General features: G+C 71.1%; 18 protein-coding genes. 6 read left to right on the top strand and 12 right to left on the bottom strand.

Annotated features, from left to right (window positions below; genetic code table 11):
• Nucleotides 1–7: 7 nt before the first annotated feature.
• Entirely contained in the window at nucleotides 8–3733 is a 3726-nt protein-coding gene (locus EDF63_RS07120) for a multifunctional oxoglutarate decarboxylase/oxoglutarate dehydrogenase thiamine pyrophosphate-binding subunit/dihydrolipoyllysine-residue succinyltransferase subunit (RefSeq protein WP_185021330.1), read from the bottom strand.
• Nucleotides 3734–3899: 166 nt separating this feature from the next.
• On the opposite strand from EDF63_RS07120, the gene EDF63_RS07125 reads away from it, so the two are divergent.
• Nucleotides 3900–5339: a GuaB1 family IMP dehydrogenase-related protein gene (locus tag EDF63_RS07125; protein ID WP_123312335.1), complete on the top strand. Its 1440-nt coding sequence runs from the start codon at nucleotides 3900–3902 to the stop codon at nucleotides 5337–5339.
• Nucleotides 5340–5487: 148 nt separating this feature from the next.
• On the opposite strand, the gene EDF63_RS07130 is transcribed toward EDF63_RS07125, so the two are convergent.
• The 4 genes from EDF63_RS07130 to EDF63_RS07145 form a co-directional block, all read right to left on the bottom strand.
• Nucleotides 5488–6525 carry a hemolysin family protein gene (locus tag EDF63_RS07130; RefSeq protein ID WP_123312336.1) on the bottom strand — a complete coding sequence of 346 codons (1038 nt, stop codon included), beginning with the start codon at nucleotides 6523–6525 and terminating at the stop codon, nucleotides 5488–5490.
• Nucleotides 6522–7892, bottom strand: a complete 1371-nt coding sequence (locus EDF63_RS07135; RefSeq protein WP_123312337.1) for a hemolysin family protein — start codon at nucleotides 7890–7892, stop codon at nucleotides 6522–6524. The genes EDF63_RS07130 and EDF63_RS07135 overlap by 4 nt, the downstream gene beginning before the upstream one ends.
• 156 nt (nucleotides 7893–8048) lie before the next feature.
• Complete coding sequence (locus EDF63_RS07140; protein ID WP_123312338.1) at nucleotides 8049–9131, bottom strand: NADH:flavin oxidoreductase/NADH oxidase; 1083 nt, start codon at nucleotides 9129–9131, stop codon at nucleotides 8049–8051.
• A gap of 10 nt (nucleotides 9132–9141) precedes the next feature.
• The gene (locus EDF63_RS07145; protein ID WP_123312339.1) at nucleotides 9142–9774 is read right to left on the bottom strand and encodes an HAD family phosphatase; all 633 of its coding nucleotides are present in this window, start codon (nucleotides 9772–9774) and stop codon (nucleotides 9142–9144) included.
• 24 nt (nucleotides 9775–9798) lie between these two features.
• Between EDF63_RS07145 and EDF63_RS07150 the strand changes: the two genes are divergently transcribed.
• Nucleotides 9799–10659, top strand: a complete 861-nt coding sequence (locus tag EDF63_RS07150) for an ADP/ATP-dependent (S)-NAD(P)H-hydrate dehydratase (protein ID WP_123312340.1) — start codon at nucleotides 9799–9801, stop codon at nucleotides 10657–10659.
• Between the two features lie 355 nt (nucleotides 10660–11014).
• Here EDF63_RS07150 and EDF63_RS07155 read toward each other — a convergent pair whose 3' ends face one another.
• Nucleotides 11015–11725, bottom strand: coding sequence for a YceI family protein (locus tag EDF63_RS07155; protein WP_260233010.1), 711 nt, complete (start codon nucleotides 11723–11725; stop codon nucleotides 11015–11017).
• Between the two features lie 120 nt (nucleotides 11726–11845).
• Between EDF63_RS07155 and EDF63_RS07160 the strand changes: the two genes are divergently transcribed.
• Both EDF63_RS07160 and EDF63_RS07165 read left to right on the top strand, forming a co-directional pair.
• Nucleotides 11846–13111: a glycosyltransferase 87 family protein gene (locus EDF63_RS07160; RefSeq protein ID WP_123312341.1), complete on the top strand. Its 1266-nt coding sequence runs from the start codon at nucleotides 11846–11848 to the stop codon at nucleotides 13109–13111.
• Nucleotides 13108–13416, top strand: a complete 309-nt coding sequence (locus EDF63_RS07165) for a thiamine-binding protein (protein WP_123312342.1) — start codon at nucleotides 13108–13110, stop codon at nucleotides 13414–13416. Before EDF63_RS07160 ends, EDF63_RS07165 begins: the two co-directional genes overlap by 4 nt.
• A 28-nt stretch (nucleotides 13417–13444) precedes the next feature.
• On the opposite strand, the gene EDF63_RS18420 is transcribed toward EDF63_RS07165, so the two are convergent.
• Nucleotides 13445–13639 carry a hypothetical protein gene (locus EDF63_RS18420; RefSeq protein WP_148061747.1) on the bottom strand — a complete coding sequence of 65 codons (195 nt, stop codon included), beginning with the start codon at nucleotides 13637–13639 and terminating at the stop codon, nucleotides 13445–13447.
• Between the two features lie 124 nt (nucleotides 13640–13763).
• On the opposite strand from EDF63_RS18420, the gene EDF63_RS07170 reads away from it, so the two are divergent.
• Together EDF63_RS07170 and EDF63_RS07175 are read left to right on the top strand one after the other, a co-directional pair.
• On the top strand, nucleotides 13764–13949 hold the full coding sequence (locus tag EDF63_RS07170; RefSeq protein WP_148061748.1) for a hypothetical protein: 186 nt from the start codon (nucleotides 13764–13766) through the stop codon (nucleotides 13947–13949).
• Between the two features lie 290 nt (nucleotides 13950–14239).
• Nucleotides 14240–15505: an MFS transporter gene (locus EDF63_RS07175; RefSeq protein ID WP_123312344.1), complete on the top strand. Its 1266-nt coding sequence runs from the start codon at nucleotides 14240–14242 to the stop codon at nucleotides 15503–15505.
• Nucleotides 15506–15766: 261 nt separating this feature from the next.
• On the opposite strand, the gene EDF63_RS07180 is transcribed toward EDF63_RS07175, so the two are convergent.
• From EDF63_RS07180 to EDF63_RS07200, 5 genes are all read right to left on the bottom strand, one after another.
• On the bottom strand, nucleotides 15767–16438 hold the full coding sequence (locus EDF63_RS07180) for a response regulator transcription factor (protein WP_123312345.1): 672 nt from the start codon (nucleotides 16436–16438) through the stop codon (nucleotides 15767–15769).
• Nucleotides 16439–16525: 87 nt separating this feature from the next.
• Nucleotides 16526–17851 carry a hypothetical protein gene (locus EDF63_RS07185; RefSeq protein WP_123312346.1) on the bottom strand — a complete coding sequence of 442 codons (1326 nt, stop codon included), beginning with the start codon at nucleotides 17849–17851 and terminating at the stop codon, nucleotides 16526–16528.
• A complete protein-coding gene (locus tag EDF63_RS07190; RefSeq protein WP_123312347.1) occupies nucleotides 17848–19005 on the bottom strand; it encodes a sensor histidine kinase in 1158 nt (385 codons plus the stop codon). Before EDF63_RS07190 ends, EDF63_RS07185 begins: the two co-directional genes overlap by 4 nt.
• A gap of 139 nt (nucleotides 19006–19144) precedes the next feature.
• Nucleotides 19145–20347, bottom strand: coding sequence for a homoserine O-acetyltransferase (locus tag EDF63_RS07195; RefSeq protein WP_123312348.1), 1203 nt, complete (start codon nucleotides 20345–20347; stop codon nucleotides 19145–19147).
• A gap of 236 nt (nucleotides 20348–20583) precedes the next feature.
• The gene (locus EDF63_RS07200; protein ID WP_123312349.1) at nucleotides 20584–21915 is read right to left on the bottom strand and encodes a bifunctional o-acetylhomoserine/o-acetylserine sulfhydrylase; all 1332 of its coding nucleotides are present in this window, start codon (nucleotides 21913–21915) and stop codon (nucleotides 20584–20586) included.
• Nucleotides 21916–21946 lie beyond the last annotated feature (31 nt).

Here is a 21946-nt window from a genome sequence, read left to right on the forward strand (position 1 = left end):
GTGGGGTCTAGCCGAGTGCCTTCTCGATGACCTCGGTGGCCTCCTGCGCGGAGCGCTTCGACGATCCGGTGGCCGGCGCGGCACTCGCGGCACGGGCGGCGACCGACAGCGGTCGACCGTCGAGGTGCGGTGACAGGTTCATGCAGACGAAGGGCCAGGCGCCCTGGTTCTCGGGCTCTTCCTGCGCCCACACGACGTCGGCGTCCGGGTAGCCCGCGAGCACCTCGAGGATGCGCGCGAGGGGGAGCGGCGCGAGCTGCTCCAGCCGGACGAGGGCGACGTCGGTGACCCCGCGCTTGTCGACCTCGGCGCGCAGGTCGTGGTGCACCTTGCCGGAGTGCAGCACCACGCGACGCACCGCTGCCTTGTCGGTCACCCGGTCGTCGTCGATGACCTCTTCGAAGGTGCCGTCGGTGAAGGCCTCGACCGCACTCGTCGCCTGCCGCAGCCGGAGCATGGCCTTCGGCGAGAAGACGATCAGCGGCTTCTGCGGACGCGCCCACGCCTGACGGCGCAGCAGGTGGAAGTAGGACGCCGGGGTCGAGGGGCGGGCGACGACCATGTTGTCCTCGGCGCACAGCTGCAGGTACCGCTCGATGCGGGCGGAGGAGTGGTCCGGTCCCTGGCCCTCGTAGCCGTGCGGCAGCAGCAGCACCAGGCCGGAGCGCTGTCCCCACTTCTGCTCGGCGGACGAGATGAACTCGTCGATGACGGTCTGGGCGCCGTTCGCGAAGTCACCGAACTGCGCTTCCCACAGCACGAGTGCCTCGGGGCGCTCCACCGAGTAGCCGTACTCGAACGCCATCGCCGCGTACTCGCTGAGGAGCGAGTCGTAGATGGTGAAGCGGGCCTGACCCTCGGAGAGGTTCGACAGCGGCAGCCACTCCTGGCCGTTCGACCGGTCGTGGAACACCGCCTGGCGCTGGACGAAGGTGCCGCGCCGGGCGTCCTGGCCGGCGAACCGGACGGGCTTGCCCTCGACCAGCAGCGAACCGATCGCCATGAGCTCGGCCATCGCCCAGTCGACGCCGCCGTTGCGGGTCATCTCGGTGCGCTTCGACAGCAGCTGCTGCAGCTTCGGGTGGATCGAGAAGCCGGCGGGCGGGTTGCTGTGGGCGTCCCCGATGGAGCGGACGAGTTCTTCGGAGACCGCGGTGTCGCGGACCTCGACCTCGGAGTCGTCCTGCTGCGCCGCCGGACGTTCGAGCCCTTGCACGGCGCCGTCGTCGTCGACCTGGATGACCGGGATGGTGCCGGTCTGCGCCTCGTGCGTCTCGGCGAAGGCACGCTCCAGGCGGTCCTGGAAGTCGCGGTGCGCCTCGTCGTACTCCTCCTGGGTGATGTCACCGCGGCCGACGAGGGCCTCGGTGTACAGGGTGCGGACGGAGCGCTTCGCCTCGATGAGGTTGTACATGAGCGGCTGGGTCATCGAGGGGTCGTCGCCCTCGTTGTGTCCGCGGCGGCGGTAGCAGATGAGGTCGATGACGACGTCGCGGTGGAACGCCTCGCGGTACTCGAACGCCAGGTCGGCGACGCGTGCGACGGCCTCGGGGTCGTCGCCGTTGACGTGGAAGATCGGCGCCTGGATCGTCTTGGCGACGTCGGTGGAGTACACCGAGCTGCGTGCCGACTCCGGCGGGGTGGTGAAGCCGACCTGGTTGTTGATGACGAGGTGCACGGTGCCGCCGGTGCGGTAGCCGCGCAGCTGCGACATCTGCAGCGTCTCGACCACGACGCCCTGACCGGCCATCGCCGCATCGCCGTGGACGAGGACCGGCAGGACGTTCGTCGAACCGGGGCCCTGCTTGTCCTGCTTGGCGCGGACGATGCCCTCGAGCACGCCGTCGACGGCCTCGAGGTGGGACGGGTTCGCCGCGATCGTCACGGGGATGCTCGAGCCGTCCGAGGTGCGGAAGAGCCCCTCGGTGCCCACGTGGTACTTCACGTCGCCGGAGCCCTGGCCGGACACCGACCCCGGCAGGGACGACCCCTCGAACTCACGGAAGATCTGGCCGTACGTCTTGCCCGCGATGTTCGTCAGCACGTTCAGGCGACCGCGGTGCGCCATGCCGATCGCGACCTCGGCGAGGCCCACAGCAGCGGCGTGCTGGATGAGGGTGTCGAGGAACGCGATGGTGGACTCGCCGCCCTCGAGCGAGAAGCGCTTCTGTCCGACGTACTTCGTCTGCAGGAAGGTCTCGAACGCCTCGGCCTCGTTGAGCTTGCCGAGGACACGGAGCTGCTCGTCCTTCGACGGCTTGGAGTAGGGGACCTCGATGCGTTCCTGCACCCAGCGGCGCTGCTCCGGGTCCTGGATGTGCATGTACTCGATGCCGACCGTGCGGCAGTACGCGTCGCGCAGGATCCCGAGCACGTCGCGCAGCGGAGCGCTCGTCGTGCCGGCCAGCCCGCCGGTGACGAACTCGCGGTCGAGGTCCCAGAAGGTCAGCCCGTGGCTCTCGATCTCGAGGTCGGGGTGTGTGCGCTGGCGGTACTCGAGCGGGTCGATGTCGGCCATCAGGTGCCCGCGGACGCGGTAGCTGTTGATGAGCTCCTGCACGCGAGCGGTCTTGTTGACGCGGTGCGCCAGGTCGACGTTGATGTCGTTCGCCCACTGGATCGGCTTGTACGGGATCCGGAGCGCGGCGAAGATGCCGTCGTAGAAGCCGTGCTCGCCGATGAGGCGCTCGTGCACGTGCTTGAGGTACTCGCCCGACCCGGCGCCCTGGATGACCCGGTGGTCGTAGGTGCTCGTCAGGGTGATGGTCTTGCCGATGCCGAGCTCGACCAGGGTCTTCGACGCCGATCCCTGGAACTGCGCCGGGTACTCGAGGGCGCCGGCACCGATGATGGCGCCCTGCCCCTTGGTCAGGCGGGGGACCGAGTGCACGGTCCCGATGCCGCCCGGGTTCGTGAGCGAGATCGTCGTGCCCTGGAAGTCGGCCGGCGTCAGCTTGTTGTCGCGGGCCCGCTTCACCAGGTCCTCGTACGCCGACAGGAACTGGCCGAAGGTCAGGGTCTCCGCGCGCTTGATGCTCGGGACGAGCAGCGACCGGGTGCCGTCCTTCTTCGGGACGTCGATCGCGATGCCGAGGTTCACGTGCGCCGGGGCGACGACGAACGGCTTGCCGTCGCGCTCCTCGTAGAACACGTTCTGGCTCGGGAAGTCCTTGAGCGCCTGCACCATCGCCCACCCGATCAGGTGGGTGAAGGAGATCTTGCCGCCGCGGGCACGGCGCAGGTGGTTGTTGATGACGATCCGGTTGTCGATCATCAGCTTCGCCGGGATCGTCCGGACGCTCGTCGCGGTGGGGACGGTGAGCGAGGCGTCCATGTTCGACGCCAGGGTCTTCGCCATGCCCCGGAGCGGGGTCGCCACGTCCTCGTGGGTCTCCTCGTGGTCGTCGGCGGCGTCGTTCGCCTCGGCCGGGATCGGCGGTGGCGTCGGCTGGCGCGACGTGGTCTTCGCCTGGATCGGACCACCGGCCGGAGCGGGCGCTGCGGCGGACGGCTCCGTGGTGGTGGTCTCGGCCGCGGCGGGAGCGGCGGGGGCGGTGTCAGCTGCCGGAGCGCCGCCGACCTGCGTGCGGTGGTAGCTCTCGAGGACCGGCCACCAGGACTTGTCGACCGACTCCTTGTCCGCGACGAACTGCTCGTAGAGCTCGTCGACGAGCCACTCGTTCGCCCCGAATTCGCCCGCGGTCTCGTCCGTTCCGGTCAGATGGCTCGACACAGCCGATCGCCCACTCTCCGTCGATAGATGCTCGTGTGTGTCGTGCGGCGCAACCCTGCCCCGCACAGGTGCCAAGCCTAGCCGCTCGCACATGTCCGTTCCGTGTCAGCCTCGGCGCGAGTCGGGGCCCGGTCCGGCCCCCGGGCGGAGCCGTACAGTGGGGCCCATGAGGTTCTACGAGACGCGGCCGACGCACGACCTGACCTACTCCGACGTCTTCCTCGTCCCGAGCCGTTCCGGTGTGACGAGCCGCTTCGACGTCGACCTGGCGTCCAACGACGGCAGCGGTGCGACGATCCCGATCGTGAGCGCCAACATGAACTCGGTCACGGGTCCGCGCCTCGCCGCGACCCTGGCCCGGCGCGGTGGCCTCGGCGTCCTGCCGCAGGACATGCACCTGCAGGACCTCGACGCCGCGATCCGCTGGGTGAAGGACCAGCCGGTCGACTACGACACCGCCTACGACATGGGCTCGTCCACCACCGTCGCCGAGGCACTGGAGCAGCTGCTGCCCGTCGCCGGTCGTGGCGTGGTGGTCCGTGACGCCGCCGGAGAGTACCTCGGCTGCGTCCCCGCGAGCCGCCTCGGCGATGCCGGCCCGGACGCGACGCTCGGCGACCTGCTGCACGGCGCCTCGACCGCGATCGACGCCGAGGACGCCGGCACGCCCCGCCACGTCTACGACGTGCTGAGCGGCGCCGAGGTCGACTTCGCACCCGTCGTCCGGCACGGCAAGGTGGTCGGCACCACGAGCCGGACGAGCGCCATCCGCTCCGACATCTACACCCCCGCCGTCGACGCCTCGGGCCGCCTGCGTGTCGCAGCCGCGATCGGCATCAACGGCGACGTCGCCGCCAAGGCGCAGGCCCTCGCCGCCGCCGGGGTCGACGTCCTGGTCCTCGACACGGCCCACGGACACCAGGAGGGCATGCTCCGCGCGCTCCGCACCGTCGCCGCACTGCGGCTCGGCATCCCGCTCGTCGCCGGCAACGTCGTCACTGCCGACGCCGTCGCCCACCTGGTCGACGCGGGTGCGGACATCATCAAGGTCGGTGTCGGACCCGGCGCCATGTGCACCACGCGCATGATGACGGCGGTCGGTCGGCCGCAGTTCTCCGCCGTGCTCGAGACCGCGGCGGCTGCCCGGTCACTCGGCGCACACGTCTGGGCCGACGGCGGGGTGCGGTACCCGCGCGACGTCGCCCTCGCCCTCGCGGCCGGCGCCTCGGCCGTGATGATCGGCTCGTGGTTCGCCGGCACGCTCGAGGCGCCGGGCGTGCTCCGCCGCGACGCCGCCGGCAAGGCCTACAAGGAGAGCTGGGGGATGGCGTCCGCCAAGGCCGTCCGCGAGCGCTTCGAGCGGCTCGACCCGTACGAGCGGGCCCGCAAGGAGCTGTTCGCCGAGGGGATCTCGTCGTCGACGATCTACCTCGACCCGGAGCGCCCGAGCGTCGAGGACCTGCTCGACATGATCACCACGGGCGTCCGCAGCTCCGCCACCTACGCCGGTGCCGCGTCGCTCGCCGAGTTCTCGGAGCGCGCCCTGGTCGGCATCCAGTCCGCCGCCGGCTACGAGGAGGGCAAGCCGCTCCCCGTCAGCTGGTAGCGGCTGGCCGCCAGCACCGCGAAAGCGACAGATCCCTGTGGAACGTTCGCAGGGATCTGTCGCTTTCGCGGCGGTGAACGTGGCCACACGATCGACGGGAGGCACGATGCCAACTGGCACCGTGCCTCCCGTCCGTCTGTTCCCGCGTCTACCGGCGTCGGGTCGCGTCCTCGACCTCTCCGACGAGCTCCTCGAGGATGTCCTCGAGGAAGAGCACGCCGATGGTCCGGCCGTCGGCGTCGAACGCGCGAGCCACGTGGCGGCCAGCAGCTCGCATGGTGGCCAGGGCGTCCTCGAGGTCCATCTCCGTGTAGAGCGAGATGAGCTGCCGGATGCGCTTCGGCGGCACCGGGTCGTCGAACTCGTCCGGCCGCAGGTCGATGACGTCCTTCACGTGCACGTAGCCCGTGGGGGAGCCGTCCTCGCCCACGAGCACGTACCGCGAGAACCCACGCTGCGCCACCGCACGCTCGACGTCCGCCGGGGTGGCGTCCTCGGGCAGGGTGACGAGCTCGGCCATCGGCACGGCGACGTCGCGGACCTTCTTCTCGGTGAACTCGAACGCCAACGCGAGCTTGCCGTCGTCGGTCAGGGTGCCCTCGCGGCGGGACTGCTCCACGATGGTCTGCACCTCTTCCACCGTGAACGCGCTGACGGCTTCGTCCTTGGGCTCGACACGGAACAAGCGCAGCACGGCGTTCGCGACCTCGTTCAGGCCGACGATGACCCAGTGCAGGCCGTGGCCGATGTACCAGAGCGTCGGCACGAGCAGCAGTGCTGCCCGGTCCGGCATCGAGAACGAGATGTTCTTCGGGACCATCTCGCCGAACACCACGTGCAGGAACGAGACGAGCAGCAGCGTGATCACGAACGCCACGGTGCCGATGACCTCGACGCTCCAGCCCGTCAGGTGCAGCGGGACCTCGAGCAGGTGGTGGATCGCCGGCTCGGAGACGTTCAGGATGAGCAGCGAGCAGACCGTGATGCCGAGCTGCGTGGTCGCGAGCATGCGGGTGGCGTGCTCCATCGCCCACAGGGTCATCTGCGCGGCCTTCGAGCCCTCCTCCGCACGCGGTTCGATCTGCGAGCGGCGCGCGGAGATGACGGCGAACTCGGCGGCGACGAAGTACGCGTTGCCGAGCAGCAGCACGAAGAGCCAGAAGATGCCCCACCAGTCGGAGCTCATCGGGTACTGCCCTTCGTGGTGGTCTTCGTGGACGGGATGATGATGGCGGTCGCCGCGGTGTCCGTCGGCGGGGGCGTCGGGGTCCAGCGGATGCGGTCGATCCGCCGGCCGTCGAGGCGTTCGACGCGGAACACGCCGCCGTCGAGCGGGACCTCGTCACCGACGACCGGCAGGCGGCCGAGCGTCGACATGAGGAAGCCGCCGACGGTCTCGTACGGGCCGTCCTCCGGCACCTTCACGCCGGCGCGGTCCTCGAGCTCGTCGGGCCGCAGGAGACCGGGGAAGGTCAACCAGTCGCGGGAGCGGACCACGTCGATGCGCGCGCGGTCGTGCTCGTCGGAGACCTCGCCGACGATCTCCTCGATCAGGTCCTCGAGCGTGACGACCCCGGCGGTGCCGCCGTACTCGTCGACCACGATGACCATCTGGTAGCCGCGGCCGCGGACCTCGGCGAGCAGGGTGTCGCCCGGCATCGTCTCGGGCACGCGTTCGGCGTCGGTCATGAGGGCCCCGACGGGGACCTCCGCGCGCTTCTCGCGGGGGACGGCGACCGCCTGCTTGACGTGCACGATACCGACGACGTCGTCCGCGTCCTCCTCGATGACGGGGAAGCGGCTGAAGCCGGTCTTGCGGGCGAGGGCGATGACGTCCTGCGCGGACTCGGACACGCGGATGGTGGAGAGCCGCGGGCGCGGGGTCATCACGTCGCTGGCGCTCAGCTCGGAGAACGAGATCGTCCGTTCGAGCAGGGTTGCGGTGTCCTGCTCGAGCGACCCCTCTGATGCCGACCGGCGGAGCAGCGAGGTGAGCTCCTCGGCGCTGCGAGCGCCGGACAGTTCCTCTTGCGGCTCGATGCCGATCGACCGGAGCACGGCGTTCGCGGTGCCGTTCAGCACCGCGACGGCCGGCTTGAACACGGTCGTGAAGGCGATCTGCAACGGCACGACGAGCTTCGCGGTCTGCAGCGGCAGCGCGAGGGCGAAGTTCTTCGGCACGAGCTCACCGAGGATCATCGACAACAGGGTCGCGATGACGAGCGCGATGATCGAGCCGACCGTCTCGACGATGCCCTCCGGCAGGTTCATCGCCAGGAACGGCGCCTCGAGCAGCTTCGCGATCGACGGCTCGAGCAGGTAACCGGTGAGCAGCGTGGTCAGCGTGATGCCGAGCTGCGCACTGGACAGGTGCGTCGAGGTGACCTTCAACGCCCCGATGACGGGTGCCAGGCCCGGCTCACCGCGGTCGCGACGCGCTTCGACGTCGGCGCGGTCGAGGTTGACGAGCGCGAACTCGGACGCGACGAAGACGCCGGTGCCGAGCGTCAGCAGGATGCCGCCGACGAGCATGACGATGTCGATCGGACTCATGATTCACCCCCGTCCGCGCACGGGGATGACGTGCAGCTCACCGAGTGAGCGGCGGATGAGTGAGGCGAAGAACTATTCGGGGGATCGTCCACAGTGCTGCCAATCGTACTGCCTGCCGGGGCCCGGAGCCGTGAAGCCGTACAGAACCGCCGGTCCCTACGCGGTGACGCGGGCGCGGTGGTACTGCTGCGGCTCGTAGTCGACGGTCACGCCGAGCTCGACGGCCACACGCAGCGGGAAGCCCGGGTCGCGCAGGAACTCGCGGCCGACCATCACGACGTCGGCCTGCCCGGTCGCGACGATCTGCTCGGCCTGGAAGCCCTCGGAGATCATGCCGACCGCGATGGTGCCGATGCCGGCGTCGCGCTTGATCGCCGCGGCGTGCGGCACCTGGTAGCCGGGGCCGACCGGGATCGGTGCGCTCGCGACGTTGCCGCCGGTCGAGACGTCGGCCAGGTCCGCGCCGTGCTCCGCAGCCCACCGGGCGACCTGCGTGGTCTCGTCGAGCGTGACCCCGCCGTCCACCCAGTCGGTCGCCGAGAACCGGACGACGATCGGGAAGCCCTCGCCGACCTCGGCACGGACGGCGTCGACGACCTCGAGCAGCGCCCGGGCACGGTTCTCGAGCGATCCGCCGTACTGGTCGGTGCGGTGGTTGCTGAGCGGCGAGAGGAACTGGTGCAGCAGGTACCCGTGGGCTGCGTGGATCTCGACCAGGTCGAACCCGGCCTCGACGGCACGGCGAGCGGACTGCGCGAACGCCAGGGCGACGACCCGGATGTCCTCGGTCTCGAGCTCGCGCGGCACGGCGTACCCGTCGAAGGCCACGGCGGACGGGCCGACGGTCGACCAGCCGCCCTGCTCGGCGGGGACCGACCCGTGCTCGGACTCCCACGGACGGAACGTCGACGCCTTGCGGCCGGCGTGCGCGAGCTGGACACCGGCGGCGGCACCCTGCGCGTGCAGGAAGTCGACGATCGGCTTGAAGGCGTCGCGCTGCTGGTCGTTCCAGAGTCCGAGGTCCTGCGGGCTGATCCGGCCCTCCGGCACCACGCCGGTGGCCTCGACGACGACCGCTCCGGCCCCGCCCTTGGCGAAGCCGCCCAGGTGGACGAGGTGCCACGGGGTCGGCATGCCGTCCTGCTCCTCGGCCGAGTACTGGCACATCGGGGAGACCCAGATGCGGTTGCGGACCGTCAGGTCACGGATGGTGATCGGCTCGAACAGGGCGTGCGTCACGCGGGACTCCTCAGGGGACGGGCGCCGGCTCGGCCGCGAGTTCCGTCAGGAACGACCGCAGTGACGCCGACGACGTGTAGTGGTGGCCGACCGCCCCGATCGCTTCCGCACCGGTGGCGTTCTCGGCCCTGTTGTCCACGAACACCATCTGCTGCGGCTCGATTCCCAGACGCGCGCAGGTGTCGCGGTAGATGGATGCGGCGGGCTTCAGGACGTGCTCCTCGGCGCTCACCACGACGGTCTCGAACAGCGAGCCCATCGGGGAGCGTCGGTACGGGTCGCCGAAGTCGAAGCCGGCGTTGGACAGCAGCGCCACCCGGGTACCCGCGTCGTGCAGCTCCTCGACGATCGCCAGGGTCTCCGGTTCGACCTCGAACCACCCGGTGAAGTCGATGGCCCAGAACCGGTGGATGTCCGTGATGCTCCAGCTGCGTCCGACGCGCTCGCCGATAGCCCGCCAGTACGCCACGACGGAGAGGTCCCCGCGGTCCAGGTCGTGGCGGAGCTCCTGGTAGACGGGGAACAGCTCGTCGGCCGGCACCCCCGTCAGCTCGACGAGGGCATCGCGTGACGCGTGCGGCGTCCGGCTGATCACCTCGCCGTAGTCGAAGACCACCACGCGACCAGGCAGGAACAGGCTCATGCGCTCCACCGTAACGTGGGGCCGGTGAACGACTTCGTGCCCGTCCAGCCGTCCGATGCAGCCGCGTGGGTCACCGCGCCGACGGGGGAGTCCACCAAGTACCGCCGCGGGGTCCTCGGCATCGCGACCGGGTCCGACCAGTACCCGGGCGCCGCGGTGCTGGGCGTCGACGCCGCCGTGCACACCGGCGTCGGCATGGTCCGCTACGTCGGACCGTCGCGTGCCACCGACCACGTGCTCACCCGCCGCCCCGAGGCCGTGTCCGGCGTGGGACGCGTGCAGGCCTGGCTCGTCGGCTCGGGCATCTCGGCGTCGTCGCTCGGTGACCTGGACGACACGACCGCCTCGGGGTTCCGGCACGCTTCCGACGACGGCGTCCCGGTCGTGGTCGACGCGGGCGCGATCCCGCTCGTCGACCTCGGCCCGCTCGCCGTCCTCACCCCGCACGCGGGGGAGCTCGCCTCGTTGCTGCAGGAAGACCGCGAATCGATCGAGCAGGACCCGGCCGCCGCTGCCCTCCGTGCAGCCGAGCAGACCGGCAGCGTCGTGCTGCTCAAGGGCGAGCGCACGCACGTGGTCACCCCGGACGGGTCGGTGCGGCTCGTGGCGTCATCGGCGACGCCGTGGCTCGCTGCGGCCGGTGCCGGGGACGTGCTGGGCGGGGTCCTCGGGGCGCTCGTCGCCGCGCGGCAGGGGTCCGTCGAGGCAGCCGGATCGTCGCTGACGCCGTCGGACCTCGCGCACCTGGCCGCGTCGGCTGCGGTCGTGCACGGCCTCGCGGCCCGGCGGGCGTCCGGCGGCGGCCCGTTCCCGATGGCCGGGCTGATCGCCGAGCTGCCGGGCGTCGTGCGGGACCTCGTCGTCGACGGCGACGCGCGCGGGTAGCGGTCGGTGCGACATCCTCGACGTCGTACGACGTCGGTGATGTCGCCTGTTGCAGACGCCGCGTGACGACTTCCTCGTTGTCGCGCGACGACGAGGACGTCGTTCCGTGCGAGCGCCGGGGGTTGCACGCGCGCGGTGGCGACAGCGTCGATGTCGTACGACATCGAGTTCGTCGTTCCTTGCCCACCTGCATGGTTGCGGGAGCGGGATGACGACACGGTCGACGTCGTGCGACATCGATCGTGTCGCCAGTTGCAGACGTGAGCGGAGACGGACGGGAGGCCCGGTGCCAGCTGGCACCGGGCCTCCCGTCCGCCTGTCGCGCACGTCCCGGGCGTGACGCGCGTCGCGGACGTCAGCTCGCGGGTGTCGCGTGCACCAGGAACTCGACCGTGCCGGAGTCGTCGACCTTCACGAAGCCGAGGCTCGGTGCCTGCACGTCGTAGTCCGAGAACGTGACCGGGATCGAGCCGGAGATGTCGACGCCGTCGCCGTTCAGGCCGACCTGGAGGTCGGCGGTGACGTCCTTCGTGACGCCGTGCAGCGTGAGCTTGCCGGTCGCGGTGACCGTCGTCGTGTCCGAGCCGCTGGGAACCGCGTCGGCGATCGGCTCGGTGAGTTCGAACGTGGCCTCGGGGAAGGCGGAGGTGTCCATCGCGGAGTCGCGGAAGTAGGAGTCGCGCTGGTCGGAGTCGGTGGCGATGTCGGCGACCTGCACGGTGATGGTCGCCTTCGTGATGCTCGTGCCGTCGACGGTGGCGCTGCCGGAGACGCTGTCGGTGCGGCCCGTGACGGTGACGTCCGAGCCGTTCAGGACCTCGTGCAGGCGGTAGCCGGCCTCGGAGTCGCCGCCGACCGTCCAGTCGCCGGACAAATCGGCGTCGTCGAGGGTGGAGGCCTGTCGGCTGGCGGCCACGGACGGTGCCGCGGACGCCTTCGCGTTCTCATTGCTCGTGTAGACGTTCGTCGCGACGATCGCCCCGATGACGCCGAGCACGACGACGGCGGCGATGACGGAGATCCAGATGACGGCCTTGCGGCGCTTGCGCGGGGTTTCGGAGGTCACGAGCAAGACGGTGACACGTCATGGTTGGGGGAGCCTGGGATTCTCAGCCGGTTCGGGTGCGCTTGGTGCCGGTTCGGGTGCGCCCGCTGCCGGTACGCGCGCTGCCGGTACGCTCGTTCGGTGCTGAGGACCGGGAACCCGTGGATCGAACGCGTCGGGTTCGTGGTGGCGTTCGCCGCCGTGCACGCGGCGCTGTGGTGGCTGACGGCCGTCTCGGCGAACCTGCCGCTCGGCGACGTCACCATCACGTACAGCCGGTGGATCGAGACCGGGCGGAGCGCGGACTTCTGGGTCGGTATCGACGGCGAGTGGGTCTACCCGATCCTGGCGATCGTGCCGATGGCCGCCGCGGCGCTCGGCGGCATCGCGTCGATCGGCTCAGGGTGGCTGCTGCTGATGGTCCTGCTCGACGCCGTGGCGTGTGCGTTCCTGTGGCGGTTCCGGGCGCGCGGCGCGTTCGGCTCGCGTACGGGCGGCTCGTCGTCGCGTGGCGTGCGGGTCGTGTGGTGGTGGCTCGCCTTCCTGCTCGCGCTCGGCCCGATCGCCCTCGGGCGCATCGACACCGTGGCGACCGTGTTCGCCCTGGTCGGTGTGGCGTTCGTCGCCTCGCGGCCGGCGGTCGCCTCGGCGCTGTTCACCGCCGGAGCCTGGACGAAGGTCTGGCCGGCCGCCCTCGTCGCCGTGCTGCTGCTCCTGCGGAAGGGGCACCGCCGCGGCGTGCTGTCGGGGGCGCTCGTGCTCAGCGCGCTCATCGTGCTCGTCGACGTGCTCTGGGGCGGAGCGCCGTACCTGCTGTCGTTCATCGGTGAGCAGACCGGGCGTGCGCTGCAGATCGAGTCGCCACTCGCGACGCCGTTCATGTGGGCGGCGGCGTTCGGGGCTCCCGGCGCTGCCGTGTTCTACAACCAGCAGATCCTGACGTTCGAGGTCTCCGGCGCCGGCACGCACGCAGCGGCCGCGCTCTCGACGCCGCTGATGGCCCTCGTAGTCGTCGCCGGTGTCGTCCTCGCGCTGTGGGCCGCACGCCGTGGTGCTCGTCGGGCCGAGCTCGCTCCCGTGCTCGCGCTGCTCTTCGTCGCGGCGCTCATCGCCACCAACAAGGTCGGGTCGCCGCAGTACATCGGTTGGCTCGCCGTGCCGATCGTGTGGGGGCTCGCCGCAGGGACGCCGAGTGTGCGCCGGTTCGTGCCGATCGCCATCGCCGCGCTGCCCACCGCCGTGCTGACGCAGCTGATCTACCCGGCGTACTACGACCAGGTGCTCACGCTGCAGCCGTGGATGCTCGTGGTGCTGACGCTGCGGAACGTGCTCGAGGTGGCGATCCTGGCGTGGACCGTGGTCGAGCTGGTGCGGATGGGCCGGGGCGCGGGCAGGATGGACGCATGATCGTCGCCTTCTCCGTTGCTCCGTCCGGTGGTCCCTCCGAACAGGCGGACGGCTCCGTGCACGACGCCGTCGCCGCAGCCGTGCGGGTGGTCCGCGAGAGCGGCCTGCCGAACCGCACGTCGTCGATGTTCACCGAGCTCGAGGGGGAGTGGGACGAGGTCATGGACGTCGTCAAGCGCGCCACCGAGGCCGTGGGCGCCTACGGCACGCGGGTGTCGCTCGTGCTCAAGGCCGACATCCGACCGGGCCACACCGGCGAGATCGACGGCAAGCTCGAGCGGCTCGAGGCGGCACTGGGCGAGTAGCGCTCTCGCTCTCGCTCGGCGCTCGCGCTCAGCGCTTGTCGCGCCGCCGTGCCCGGGTCCGTCGGCGGGGGTCCGGCCCGAGCACCACGAGGACGGTGAGCAGCGCGATGCCGGCGAGCACCGCGATGAGCACGATCACCATGCCCATCGGGTCGGTGGCGTCCTCGCAGTTCACGGGCGCGCCGGCGGGGCACGAGGCGAGCACGGTGGCGGCGAGGGACATGTGCTCATTGAACAACGGGGGCCCGCGCGACACGCCGTCGCCCTCCCGGGGATGTCGGTGGTCGGGTGTCTCATGGCCCGTATCGAGCCACATCCGGTGGCCCCGAGACGACGAGGAGCGCGTGATGACCCACGACGGCTGGTGCCCTGACTGCGACCTGCAAACGGTCGTCATCGACACGGACGAACAGGGCGAGAACGCCTGGGCTACGTGCGCCGAGTGCGGCGTCGGCTGGACGCACCGCGACGAGCTGCCCGAACTCGCTTCTCCGTCGACGCGTCCCGCCCACACGGAGCGTCAGGCGGCCTGAGCCGGTTCTCCTCGGTTACGGCCGGGCCAGCCCGGTGCGACCCGTGCCGGCCGCGCACGGCGACTTCCGTTCGGCCTTTGGAGCGGTCTACACTGCTCGGACCGGGATGGTCGTCGCCACCCGGACCGTCCCGTTCGCTGCTGAACCCGGACCGGCACCCCGTTCGGGCGTGGCCGCGCTGCCGATCAGCACGTGGACCGCGACGATCGCGGATCGCCCCCGCCGACACCGTCCAGCCGACACCCCGATCCGACGCCGCCCGTGCAGGACGTCGTCCGAGAACAGGCCCCATGTCACAGCTCACGCCTGCGCGTCGCACCGCCGCGCTCATCTCGCTCGCCCTCGGCGGCTTCGCCATCGGGTCGACCGAGTTCGTCGCGATGGGCCTCCTGCCGAACATCGCGCAGGCGCTGCTGCCGCAGCAGTACGGCCTCGACCCGGATGCCGGCATCGCGCACGCGGGCTGGCTCGTCAGCGCCTACGCGCTCGGCGTGGTGGTCGGTGCTCCCACCATCGCGGCGATGTCCGCGAAGTTCCCGCGCAAGGGCCTGATCCTCGTGCTGCTCGTCGGGTTCGTCCTCGCGACGATCGCGAGCGCACTGCTGCCGTCGTTCGGCCTGGTGCTCGTCGCCCGCTTCGTGGCCGGCCTGCCGCACGGCGCCTACTTCGGCATCGCCTCGATCGTCGCCGGCGACATGATGGGCCCGGGCAAGCGCGGCAAGGGCATCGCGATGGTGCTGCTCGGTCTGTCGGTCGCGAACGTCGTCGGCGTCCCCGCGATCACCTGGGTCGGCCAGCTCGCCGGCTGGCGGATCGCCTACGGCGTGGTCGCCGCGCTCTTCGCGCTGACCTTCCTCGCCGTCGCGGCCTTCGTGCCGAAGAGCGCCCGTGACGAGCACGCGACGATCGGCCGGGAGCTCCGCGCCTTCCGTGTGCCGCAGGTCTGGATCGTGATGGGCCTCGGCGCGGTCGGGTTCGGTGGCTTCTTCGCCGTCTACTCGTACATCTCACCGCTCGTGCAGCACGTCACCGGCATGCCCGAGTCGTTCGTGCCGATCGTCCTGGTGGTCGTCGGCATCGGGATGGTGGTCGGTGGTGTGCTGGGCGGACACCTCGCCGACCACAGCGTGAAGCGCACGATCTACTTCGGCATGTTCTCGCTCATCGGCGCCCTGCTGCTCACGGTGCTGACCGCGCAGTGGCTCTGGGGCATGCTCCTCGGCGCGTTCCTGCTCGGGGCGACCTCGTCGGCGATCCCGCCGGCGGTGCAGTCCCGGTTGATGGACGTCGCCGGCGACGCCCGGACGATCGCCGCGGCGCTCAACCACTCGGCGTTCAACATCGGCAACTCGCTCGGCGCGGCACTCGGCGGCGCGGTCATCGCGGCCGGCTTCGGGTTCGTCGCACCGGGCTGGCTCGGCATCGTCCTCGCACTGCTCGGCGTCCTCGTCACGATGTTCAGCTACTCGGTCGAGCGTCGTACCACGCGCCGTGCCGCGCTGCGCTCCCCGTCGCCCAGTACTGGCCCGATCACCGCGCCCGTCCCCATCCACTGACCGCGCGCGGGCGACGCCAGAGCGGTTCGCGAAAGCGACAGTCTGCCGCGAACTGTTCACGGCAGACTGTCGCTTTGCCGGATGGGACCGTCGGCGTCGGCGGCACAGTGTCGCTGTGGCGGTACAGACCGCAGGTCGGCCCCGATCGCCGGACACGCGCGGTGGGTGTGCCCACGCACCGGACGGGAGGCCCGTGGCGACGCCGCCACGGGCCTCCCGTCCGATGTGGGGTGCGGTAGACCGCCGCACGTGCGCCGCGCGCTACAGGCCCAGCGGGCCGCCGTCCTGCACGATGATGCCGTCGGTGATCGCGCGCTTCCGGAGCGCGACCTTCGTGCCGACGTCGAACCCGGCGACGCGGTACTTCTCGCGGATCCGCTTGAGGTAGCTCTTCGCGGTCTCCTCGGAGATGCCGAGCTGGTAGGCGACGCTCTTGACGGGCTCGCCACCGCCGTACAGCGCCATGACGCGACGCTCCTGGGCGCTGAGCTTCGGCACGCCGCCGACGTCACCGCTGTTGATCGCCAGGTCGAGCTCGGCGGAGACGTACTGTTCACCGCGCTGGGCGGAGCGGATCGCCTCGACGATCATGTCGGCGTCCTCGCTCTTCACCAGGTAGCCGAGGGCTCCGGCCCCCAGGGCCTCGCGCACGACGTTCGGCTCCGAGTACGTGCTCATCACGACCGTCTTCACTCCGGCGGTCTTGAGCGTCGAGATCTTCAGCGACACCGGGATGGAGTCCTTGAGGTCCAGGTCGAGCAGCACCACGTCCACCGGGAACGCCGGGCTCGTCAGGAGCTCGGGCCAGGTCGTGACCGCGGCGACCAGGGTGATGTCGTCGGCGGCGTTCCGGATCCACTCCGTGAGCGCGCCGAGGAGCATCCTGTGGTCGTCGACGAGTGCGAGTCGGATGGGTTCCTCTGGAGTCGCCATGCGGGCGTCCTTTCTCGGGGGCAGGTCGTGCCCGATCCTAGGAGGGCGGGGCACGTGGCACGGGCAGGCTGTCCGGGTGTCCGGCAGCTACATCGACGGATGTCGGTCCACGACACAGTGCGCGACGATGTGGAGTGCGCCGTCGCGGACCGTCTCGGTGTACGGGCCGATGCGTTGCAGGGCACTCCAGGCGGTGGGGCCGAGGCGTCGGCGCTGGACGCCGCGGGACTCGATCACGACCGGCACGTCCATCCGCTCGTCGGTGACGGGGTGGCCGTCGGACCCGACCGGGCCGAGCGTGACCGAGACGACCGGCAGGCCGGGGGTGGCGGTGCGGCCGTCGCCGACCATCTGCCACAGGGCCTGCAGCAGTCCGTCGCGCTGGGCGGGGGTGAGGTGTCCGGCGAGGGCGCCCGGATCGGCGACGCTCACCGAACGCCCGAGGTGGTCGGACTCCGTGATCGCGTGGTAGAGCCAGGTCTCGCGTCGGCCCTCGATGAGGTGCAGGCGGAGCTCGGTCGCGAGCGAGGCCGCGACGGAACTCGAGGCGTCCGACAGCGGCAGGGGATCGGTGCCGTTCGCGACGGCGTCGAGCAGCTTCTCGGCGGCCAGGTCGAGTCGGGCGAGCTCGTCCGAGGCGAGCATGCCGACGGCGAACTGCGGCGCCTGCACGTTGCTCTGCACGAGCACGCGGTCGAGTTCCCGCTGCACGAGCTGCCGGAACCGCTGCACGACGTACAGGGCGATCGACGGCGGCACGACGACCAGGGCGAGCAGGGACACGATGCCGGGCAGCGTGTCGTTCGTGATCGGGGTCGATGCGATGCTCATGCCGATGAACGCCAGGCCGAGCACCGCGATGGCGGCGGCGACTTCTCGGGCGGGCCGGAGCGTGGCGATCGGCAGCAGCGCGAAGCCCGCGGCGATCGACGCCGACGCCCTGTGCGCGATGTCGTGCTCGGGCCAGATCCCGATGAAGTCGAGGGTCACCACGCACGCGAGTACGACGCAGATCAGCACGAACGCCAGTCCGGTCAACCGCTCGCCGTAGGTCAGCACGCTCAGGCCGACACCGACCGCGGCGACGAGGTAGAGCGCCCACGCCGCGGCGGGCAGCCACGGGTCGGAGAAGTCGGACCAGCGGACCAGGAAGTACACGATGCCGGACACGGCCTCGATCGCGGTGAGCACCGCGGCGCCGAGGCCCAGGTACCCGGCACCGAGCGAGGCGCCGGGCTTGGCGGCCTGGCGGAGCGACCGTGCGCCCGTCGAGGTCGAGGGGAGTCCACGGGCCTGCCGACGTTCGCTGGTGCGGTAGCGCTCGCGCGCCTCGCGGCGGGTGCGGGGCGGCTGCTGGCCGCTGGACTCACCGGGCAGGCCGCGGCTGATGGTGTCCTCGGGGACCCGGGTCATCGCGGTGCCTCCAGGACGACGGTGGTGCCGGAACCCGGCGCGGAGAAGAGCTTGGCGTCGCCGCCGACCTCGCGCAGACGGCTCACGACGCTCTCCTTGAAGCCGAGTCGTTCGGCGCTGACGGTGGTCAGGTCGAACCCGACCCCGGAGTCCGTGACCATGGCGCGCACCATGTCGTTGTCGTGGACGATCGTGACGTGCGCCTCGCCGACACCGGCGTGCCGGCGGACGTTCTCGAGGCACTCGCCGAGCGCCAGCAGGAAGGCGTCGAGCACGTGCGACGGCAGGAGCACCTGGCCGGTGCCGTGCCAACTGACCTCGAGGCCCATCCGGCCGAAGCGCTGCTTCACCGACTCGAGGGTCTGGCCGAGCGGCGACTCCTCTTCGCGGGTGAGCGAGTAGTCGCCGGACTGCGACGGCTGCGGGGTCGCGCCGAGTCGCAGGTGGCGCAGGAGTCGGGCGTCCTCGGCGGCCTGCTCGCGCATCGCCTGCTCGGAGACCCCGACGCCCGAGTGGGCGAGGAGCGTGAGCGTCGCGAGGACCGTGTCGTGCAGCAGCCGAGCGCCCTGCCGCCGCTGCGCCTCGGTCTCGCTCGCCTGGCGTTCGGCGCGGTGCGCGGTGCCGATGCTGTAGATCCGTCGGGCGACGCGGGGGATGCTGCGCGAGATCCAGATGGCGACGACCGCGATGAGCACCCAGCCGAGCAGGGCGCCGCTGACGGGCGTCGACAGGAACCCGCCGGTGGCCCAGACCATCACGACCACGACGACACCGCCGGCGGCGATCGTGAGTCCGAGGCCGACCGGCTGCCCGCGCTGCGCCATCAACGGTGCGGACAGCGAACCGCCGGCGAGCGTCATGACGGCACTGGCGACGAGCGGGCGGACCGACTCGTCCGCCCCGGAGAACAGGATCGCGAGCGACGCGAGCCCCGTCACGAGGATCGCGGCGGTCCACCACACGGTGCCGCTGCGCCCGAAGAACACGAACGAGGCCACCATCGCGGCGATGCAGAGCAGGGCGCCCACGAGCGGCAGAGCGGGGACCGCGGCGGCGGAGACCACGCCGACGACGCTGACGAGCGCGCAGACGATGCCCACGACACGGGTCGTCGCCCGCAGCAAGCGGTCGCGTTCCTGTGCGATGAAGTCCATCGATGTCCTGGTTGGTGACGAGCTGGTGTGACGGGTCGTGCGGGGAAACCGAGCCTCGTTCAGTCCGGGCTCGCAGCCATCCAACCACGGGCGACACCCGTTGGGGGGTGTTCGGCGCGCCGTGCCGCGCGCGCCGCGCTCAGTCGTCGAGCAACCGCCGCAGGTGCGCGCCGACCTGCTCGTGCTCGATGAGGAACCCGTCGTGCCCGAACTCGCTCTCGATCACGGCGGCCGTGTCCCCGTCGACCGTGTCCGGGACCCCGGCGGCGATCCGGTGCTGGTCCTCGATCGGGAACAGCCGGTCGCTCGAGATCCCCACGACGAGCGTGCGCGCCGTCACGAGTTCGAGCGCCGCCGCGACACCGCCACGTCCCGCGCCGACGTCGTGCGAGTCCATCGCGTGCGTGAGCGTGATGTACGACGATGCGTCGAAACGCCGGGTGAACTTGTTGCCGTGGAAGTCGAGGTAGCTCTCCACCGAGAACCGTCCGTCGTCGCCGAGCGGTGAGACGTCGCTCTGCCAGGACCGGGCGAACCGGCCGTTCAGCTCGTCGGACGCCCGGTAGGTCATCAGCGCCATCCGCCGCGCGAGCGCCAGCCCGCGGTGCGGTCCCTCGCCGGCGTGGGCTTCGTAGTAGTCGCCGCCGGCGAACGCCGGGTCCATCTGGATCGCCGAGCGCTGCAGCGAGTTCGCCGCGATCTGGTCCGCCGTGGTCTGCGCCGTCGACGCCAGCACCGCCAACCGCTGGACCCGCGCGGGGTGCGACACCGCGAACTCGAGGGCGTGCATCCCGCCCATCGACCCGCCGACGACGGCCGCGAACACCTCGATGCCGAGTCGGTCGGCGAGCTGGCGCTGCACCTCGACCTGGTCGCGGACGGTGACGAACGGGAAGCGCGAGCCCCACTCGACGCCGGTGGGGGACACCGACGACGGCCCGGTCGTGCCCTGGCAGCCGCCGAGCATGTTCGGTGCGATCACGAACCACTCGTCGGTGTCGATCGCCAGGCCGGGGCCGACGACGTCGCCCCACCAGCCGGCGGTGCGGTGCCCCGGACCGGGAGCGCCGGCGACGTGCGAGTCGCCGGTCAGGGCGTGGAAGAGCAGGACGGCGTTGTCGCGCGCCGGGTTGAGCGTGCCCCACGTCTCGTAGGCGACGCGCACGGCCGGCAGGCGCCCGCCGCGCACCCACTGCTCGCCGAGGGACACGAAGTGCCGCGCACCCGGGTGGTCGCCGGGGCGCCAGGCGCCCGTGACGGGCGGCTTGCCGAGGGTGCCGAGTTCGGCGCCGGGCACCAGGGTGGACGGCACGGAGTCCTCGGGGGTCGTCTGCCAGTCCATGGTGCGTCCAGTCTGCCGGGAGGCGCGGCTCGCCGCCGCCGTGTTACGTCACGTCCGCCCCGCGGCCGGGTCTTCGGCCGCGGGTGGGTGCGACAACATCGACGTCGTACGACATCGAGGAAGTCGCACCGCCGCGCCGGCAACTGTTGCACGGGCGGGCAGACGACAAGGTCGACGTCGTGCGACGTCGACCTTGTCGTTCGGAGTCGGAGTCGGGGTCCCCGGGCGGGCGAACGCTACGCGCGCTGCCCCTCCTGCGACACCGCACGCGCCGCGGCGAGCCCGGCCTCGAGGTCGGCCTTCAGGTCCTCGATGTTCTCGATGCCGACGGACAGCCGGACCAGGCCCGGCGTGACCCCGGTGGTGAGCTGCTGCTCGGGCGTGAGCTGCGAGTGCGTGGTCGACGCCGGGTGGATCACGAGCGAGCGCACGTCACCGATGTTGGCCAGGTGCGAGAACAGCTGCAGGTTGTCGACGAACGCCTTGCCGGCCGGCACGCCGCCCTTGAGTTCGAACGACAGCACGGCGCCGACGCCCTTCGGCGCGTACCGGTTCGCCGCGGCGTACCAGGGCGACGTCGGCAGGCCGGCGTAGGCGACGGTGGCGACGTCCGGGTGGCGGTCGAGCCACTCGGCGATCTCCTGCGCGTTCGACACGTGGCGCTCGATGCGGAGCGACAGGGTCTCGATGCCCTGCAGCAGCGCGAACGCCGTGTCCGCCGAGTTCGACGCCCCGAGGTCGCGCAGCAGCTGCACGCGCGCCTTCACGATGTAGGCGAGCTCGTTGCCGACCGCCTCCGCGAAGACCGCACCGTGGTACGACGGGTCGGGCGTGTTGAACTCCGGGAACTTGTCCGGGTGCTGCGACCAGGCGAACTTCCCGCCGTCGACGATGATGCCGCCGATGACGGTGCCGTGGCCGCCGAGGAACTTCGTCGCCGAGTGCACGACGATGTCGGCTCCGTGCTCGAACGGACGGATCAGGTACGGCGTCGCGATCGTGTTGTCGACGATCAGCGGGACGCCGGACTCGTGTGCGACGTCGCTGACGCCGGTGATGTCGAGGACGTTGATCTTCGGGTTGCCGATGGTCTCGGCGAAGAACAGCTTCGTGTTCGGGCGGACGGCGCGCCGCCACTCCTCGAGGTCGTCCTGGTCCTCGACGAACGTCGTCTCGATGCCGAGCTTCGCCAGCGTGTACTTGAACAGGTTGTACGTGCCGCCGTAGATCGACGACGACGACACGATGTGGTCGCCCGCCCCCGCGATGTTCAGCACGGCGTACGTCTCCGCCGCCTGACCGGACGCCACGAGGAGTGCGCCGCTGCCGCCCTCGAGCGCCGCGATGCGCTGCTCCACGACGTCGTTCGTCGGGTTCATGATCCGGGAGTAGATGTTGCCCGGCTTGGCGAGGGCGAACAGGTCGCGGGCCTCGTCCGAGTTCGCGAAGACGTACGAGGTCGTCTTGTAGATCGGGGTGGCGCGGGCGCCCGTGGTCGGGTCCGGCTGTGCGCCGGCGTGGACCTGCGTGGTCTCGAACCGCCACTGCGCGGCGTCGTGCTCGGTCATCTTGGTGCTCCTGTCCGGTGCGGCTGGTCGT

The sequence above is a fragment of the Curtobacterium sp. JUb34 genome, from assembly GCF_003755065.1.
Classification (GTDB): domain Bacteria; phylum Actinomycetota; class Actinomycetes; order Actinomycetales; family Microbacteriaceae; genus Curtobacterium.

Excerpts from the sequence above, each read along its gene's own strand:
- EDF63_RS07125 (WP_123312335.1), top strand. The coding sequence starts at position 3,900 with ATGAGGTTCTACGAGACGCGGCCGACGCACGACCTGACCTACTCCGAC.
- EDF63_RS07130 (WP_123312336.1), bottom strand. The coding sequence starts at position 6,525 with ATGAGCTCCGACTGGTGGGGCATCTTCTGGCTCTTCGTGCTGCTGCTC.
- EDF63_RS07135 (WP_123312337.1), bottom strand. The coding sequence starts at position 7,892 with ATGAGTCCGATCGACATCGTCATGCTCGTCGGCGGCATCCTGCTGACG.
- EDF63_RS07145 (WP_123312339.1), bottom strand. The coding sequence starts at position 9,774 with ATGAGCCTGTTCCTGCCTGGTCGCGTGGTGGTCTTCGACTACGGCGAG.
- EDF63_RS07165 (WP_123312342.1), top strand. The coding sequence starts at position 13,108 with ATGATCGTCGCCTTCTCCGTTGCTCCGTCCGGTGGTCCCTCCGAACAG.
- EDF63_RS18420 (WP_148061747.1), bottom strand. The coding sequence starts at position 13,639 with ATGTCCCTCGCCGCCACCGTGCTCGCCTCGTGCCCCGCCGGCGCGCCC.
- EDF63_RS07170 (WP_148061748.1), top strand. The coding sequence starts at position 13,764 with ATGACCCACGACGGCTGGTGCCCTGACTGCGACCTGCAAACGGTCGTC.
- EDF63_RS07175 (WP_123312344.1), top strand. The coding sequence starts at position 14,240 with ATGTCACAGCTCACGCCTGCGCGTCGCACCGCCGCGCTCATCTCGCTC.
- EDF63_RS07180 (WP_123312345.1), bottom strand. The coding sequence starts at position 16,438 with ATGGCGACTCCAGAGGAACCCATCCGACTCGCACTCGTCGACGACCAC.
- EDF63_RS07185 (WP_123312346.1), bottom strand. The coding sequence starts at position 17,851 with ATGACCCGGGTCCCCGAGGACACCATCAGCCGCGGCCTGCCCGGTGAG.
- EDF63_RS07190 (WP_123312347.1), bottom strand. The coding sequence starts at position 19,005 with ATGGACTTCATCGCACAGGAACGCGACCGCTTGCTGCGGGCGACGACC.
- EDF63_RS07195 (WP_123312348.1), bottom strand. The coding sequence starts at position 20,347 with ATGGACTGGCAGACGACCCCCGAGGACTCCGTGCCGTCCACCCTGGTG.
- EDF63_RS07200 (WP_123312349.1), bottom strand. The coding sequence starts at position 21,915 with ATGACCGAGCACGACGCCGCGCAGTGGCGGTTCGAGACCACGCAGGTC.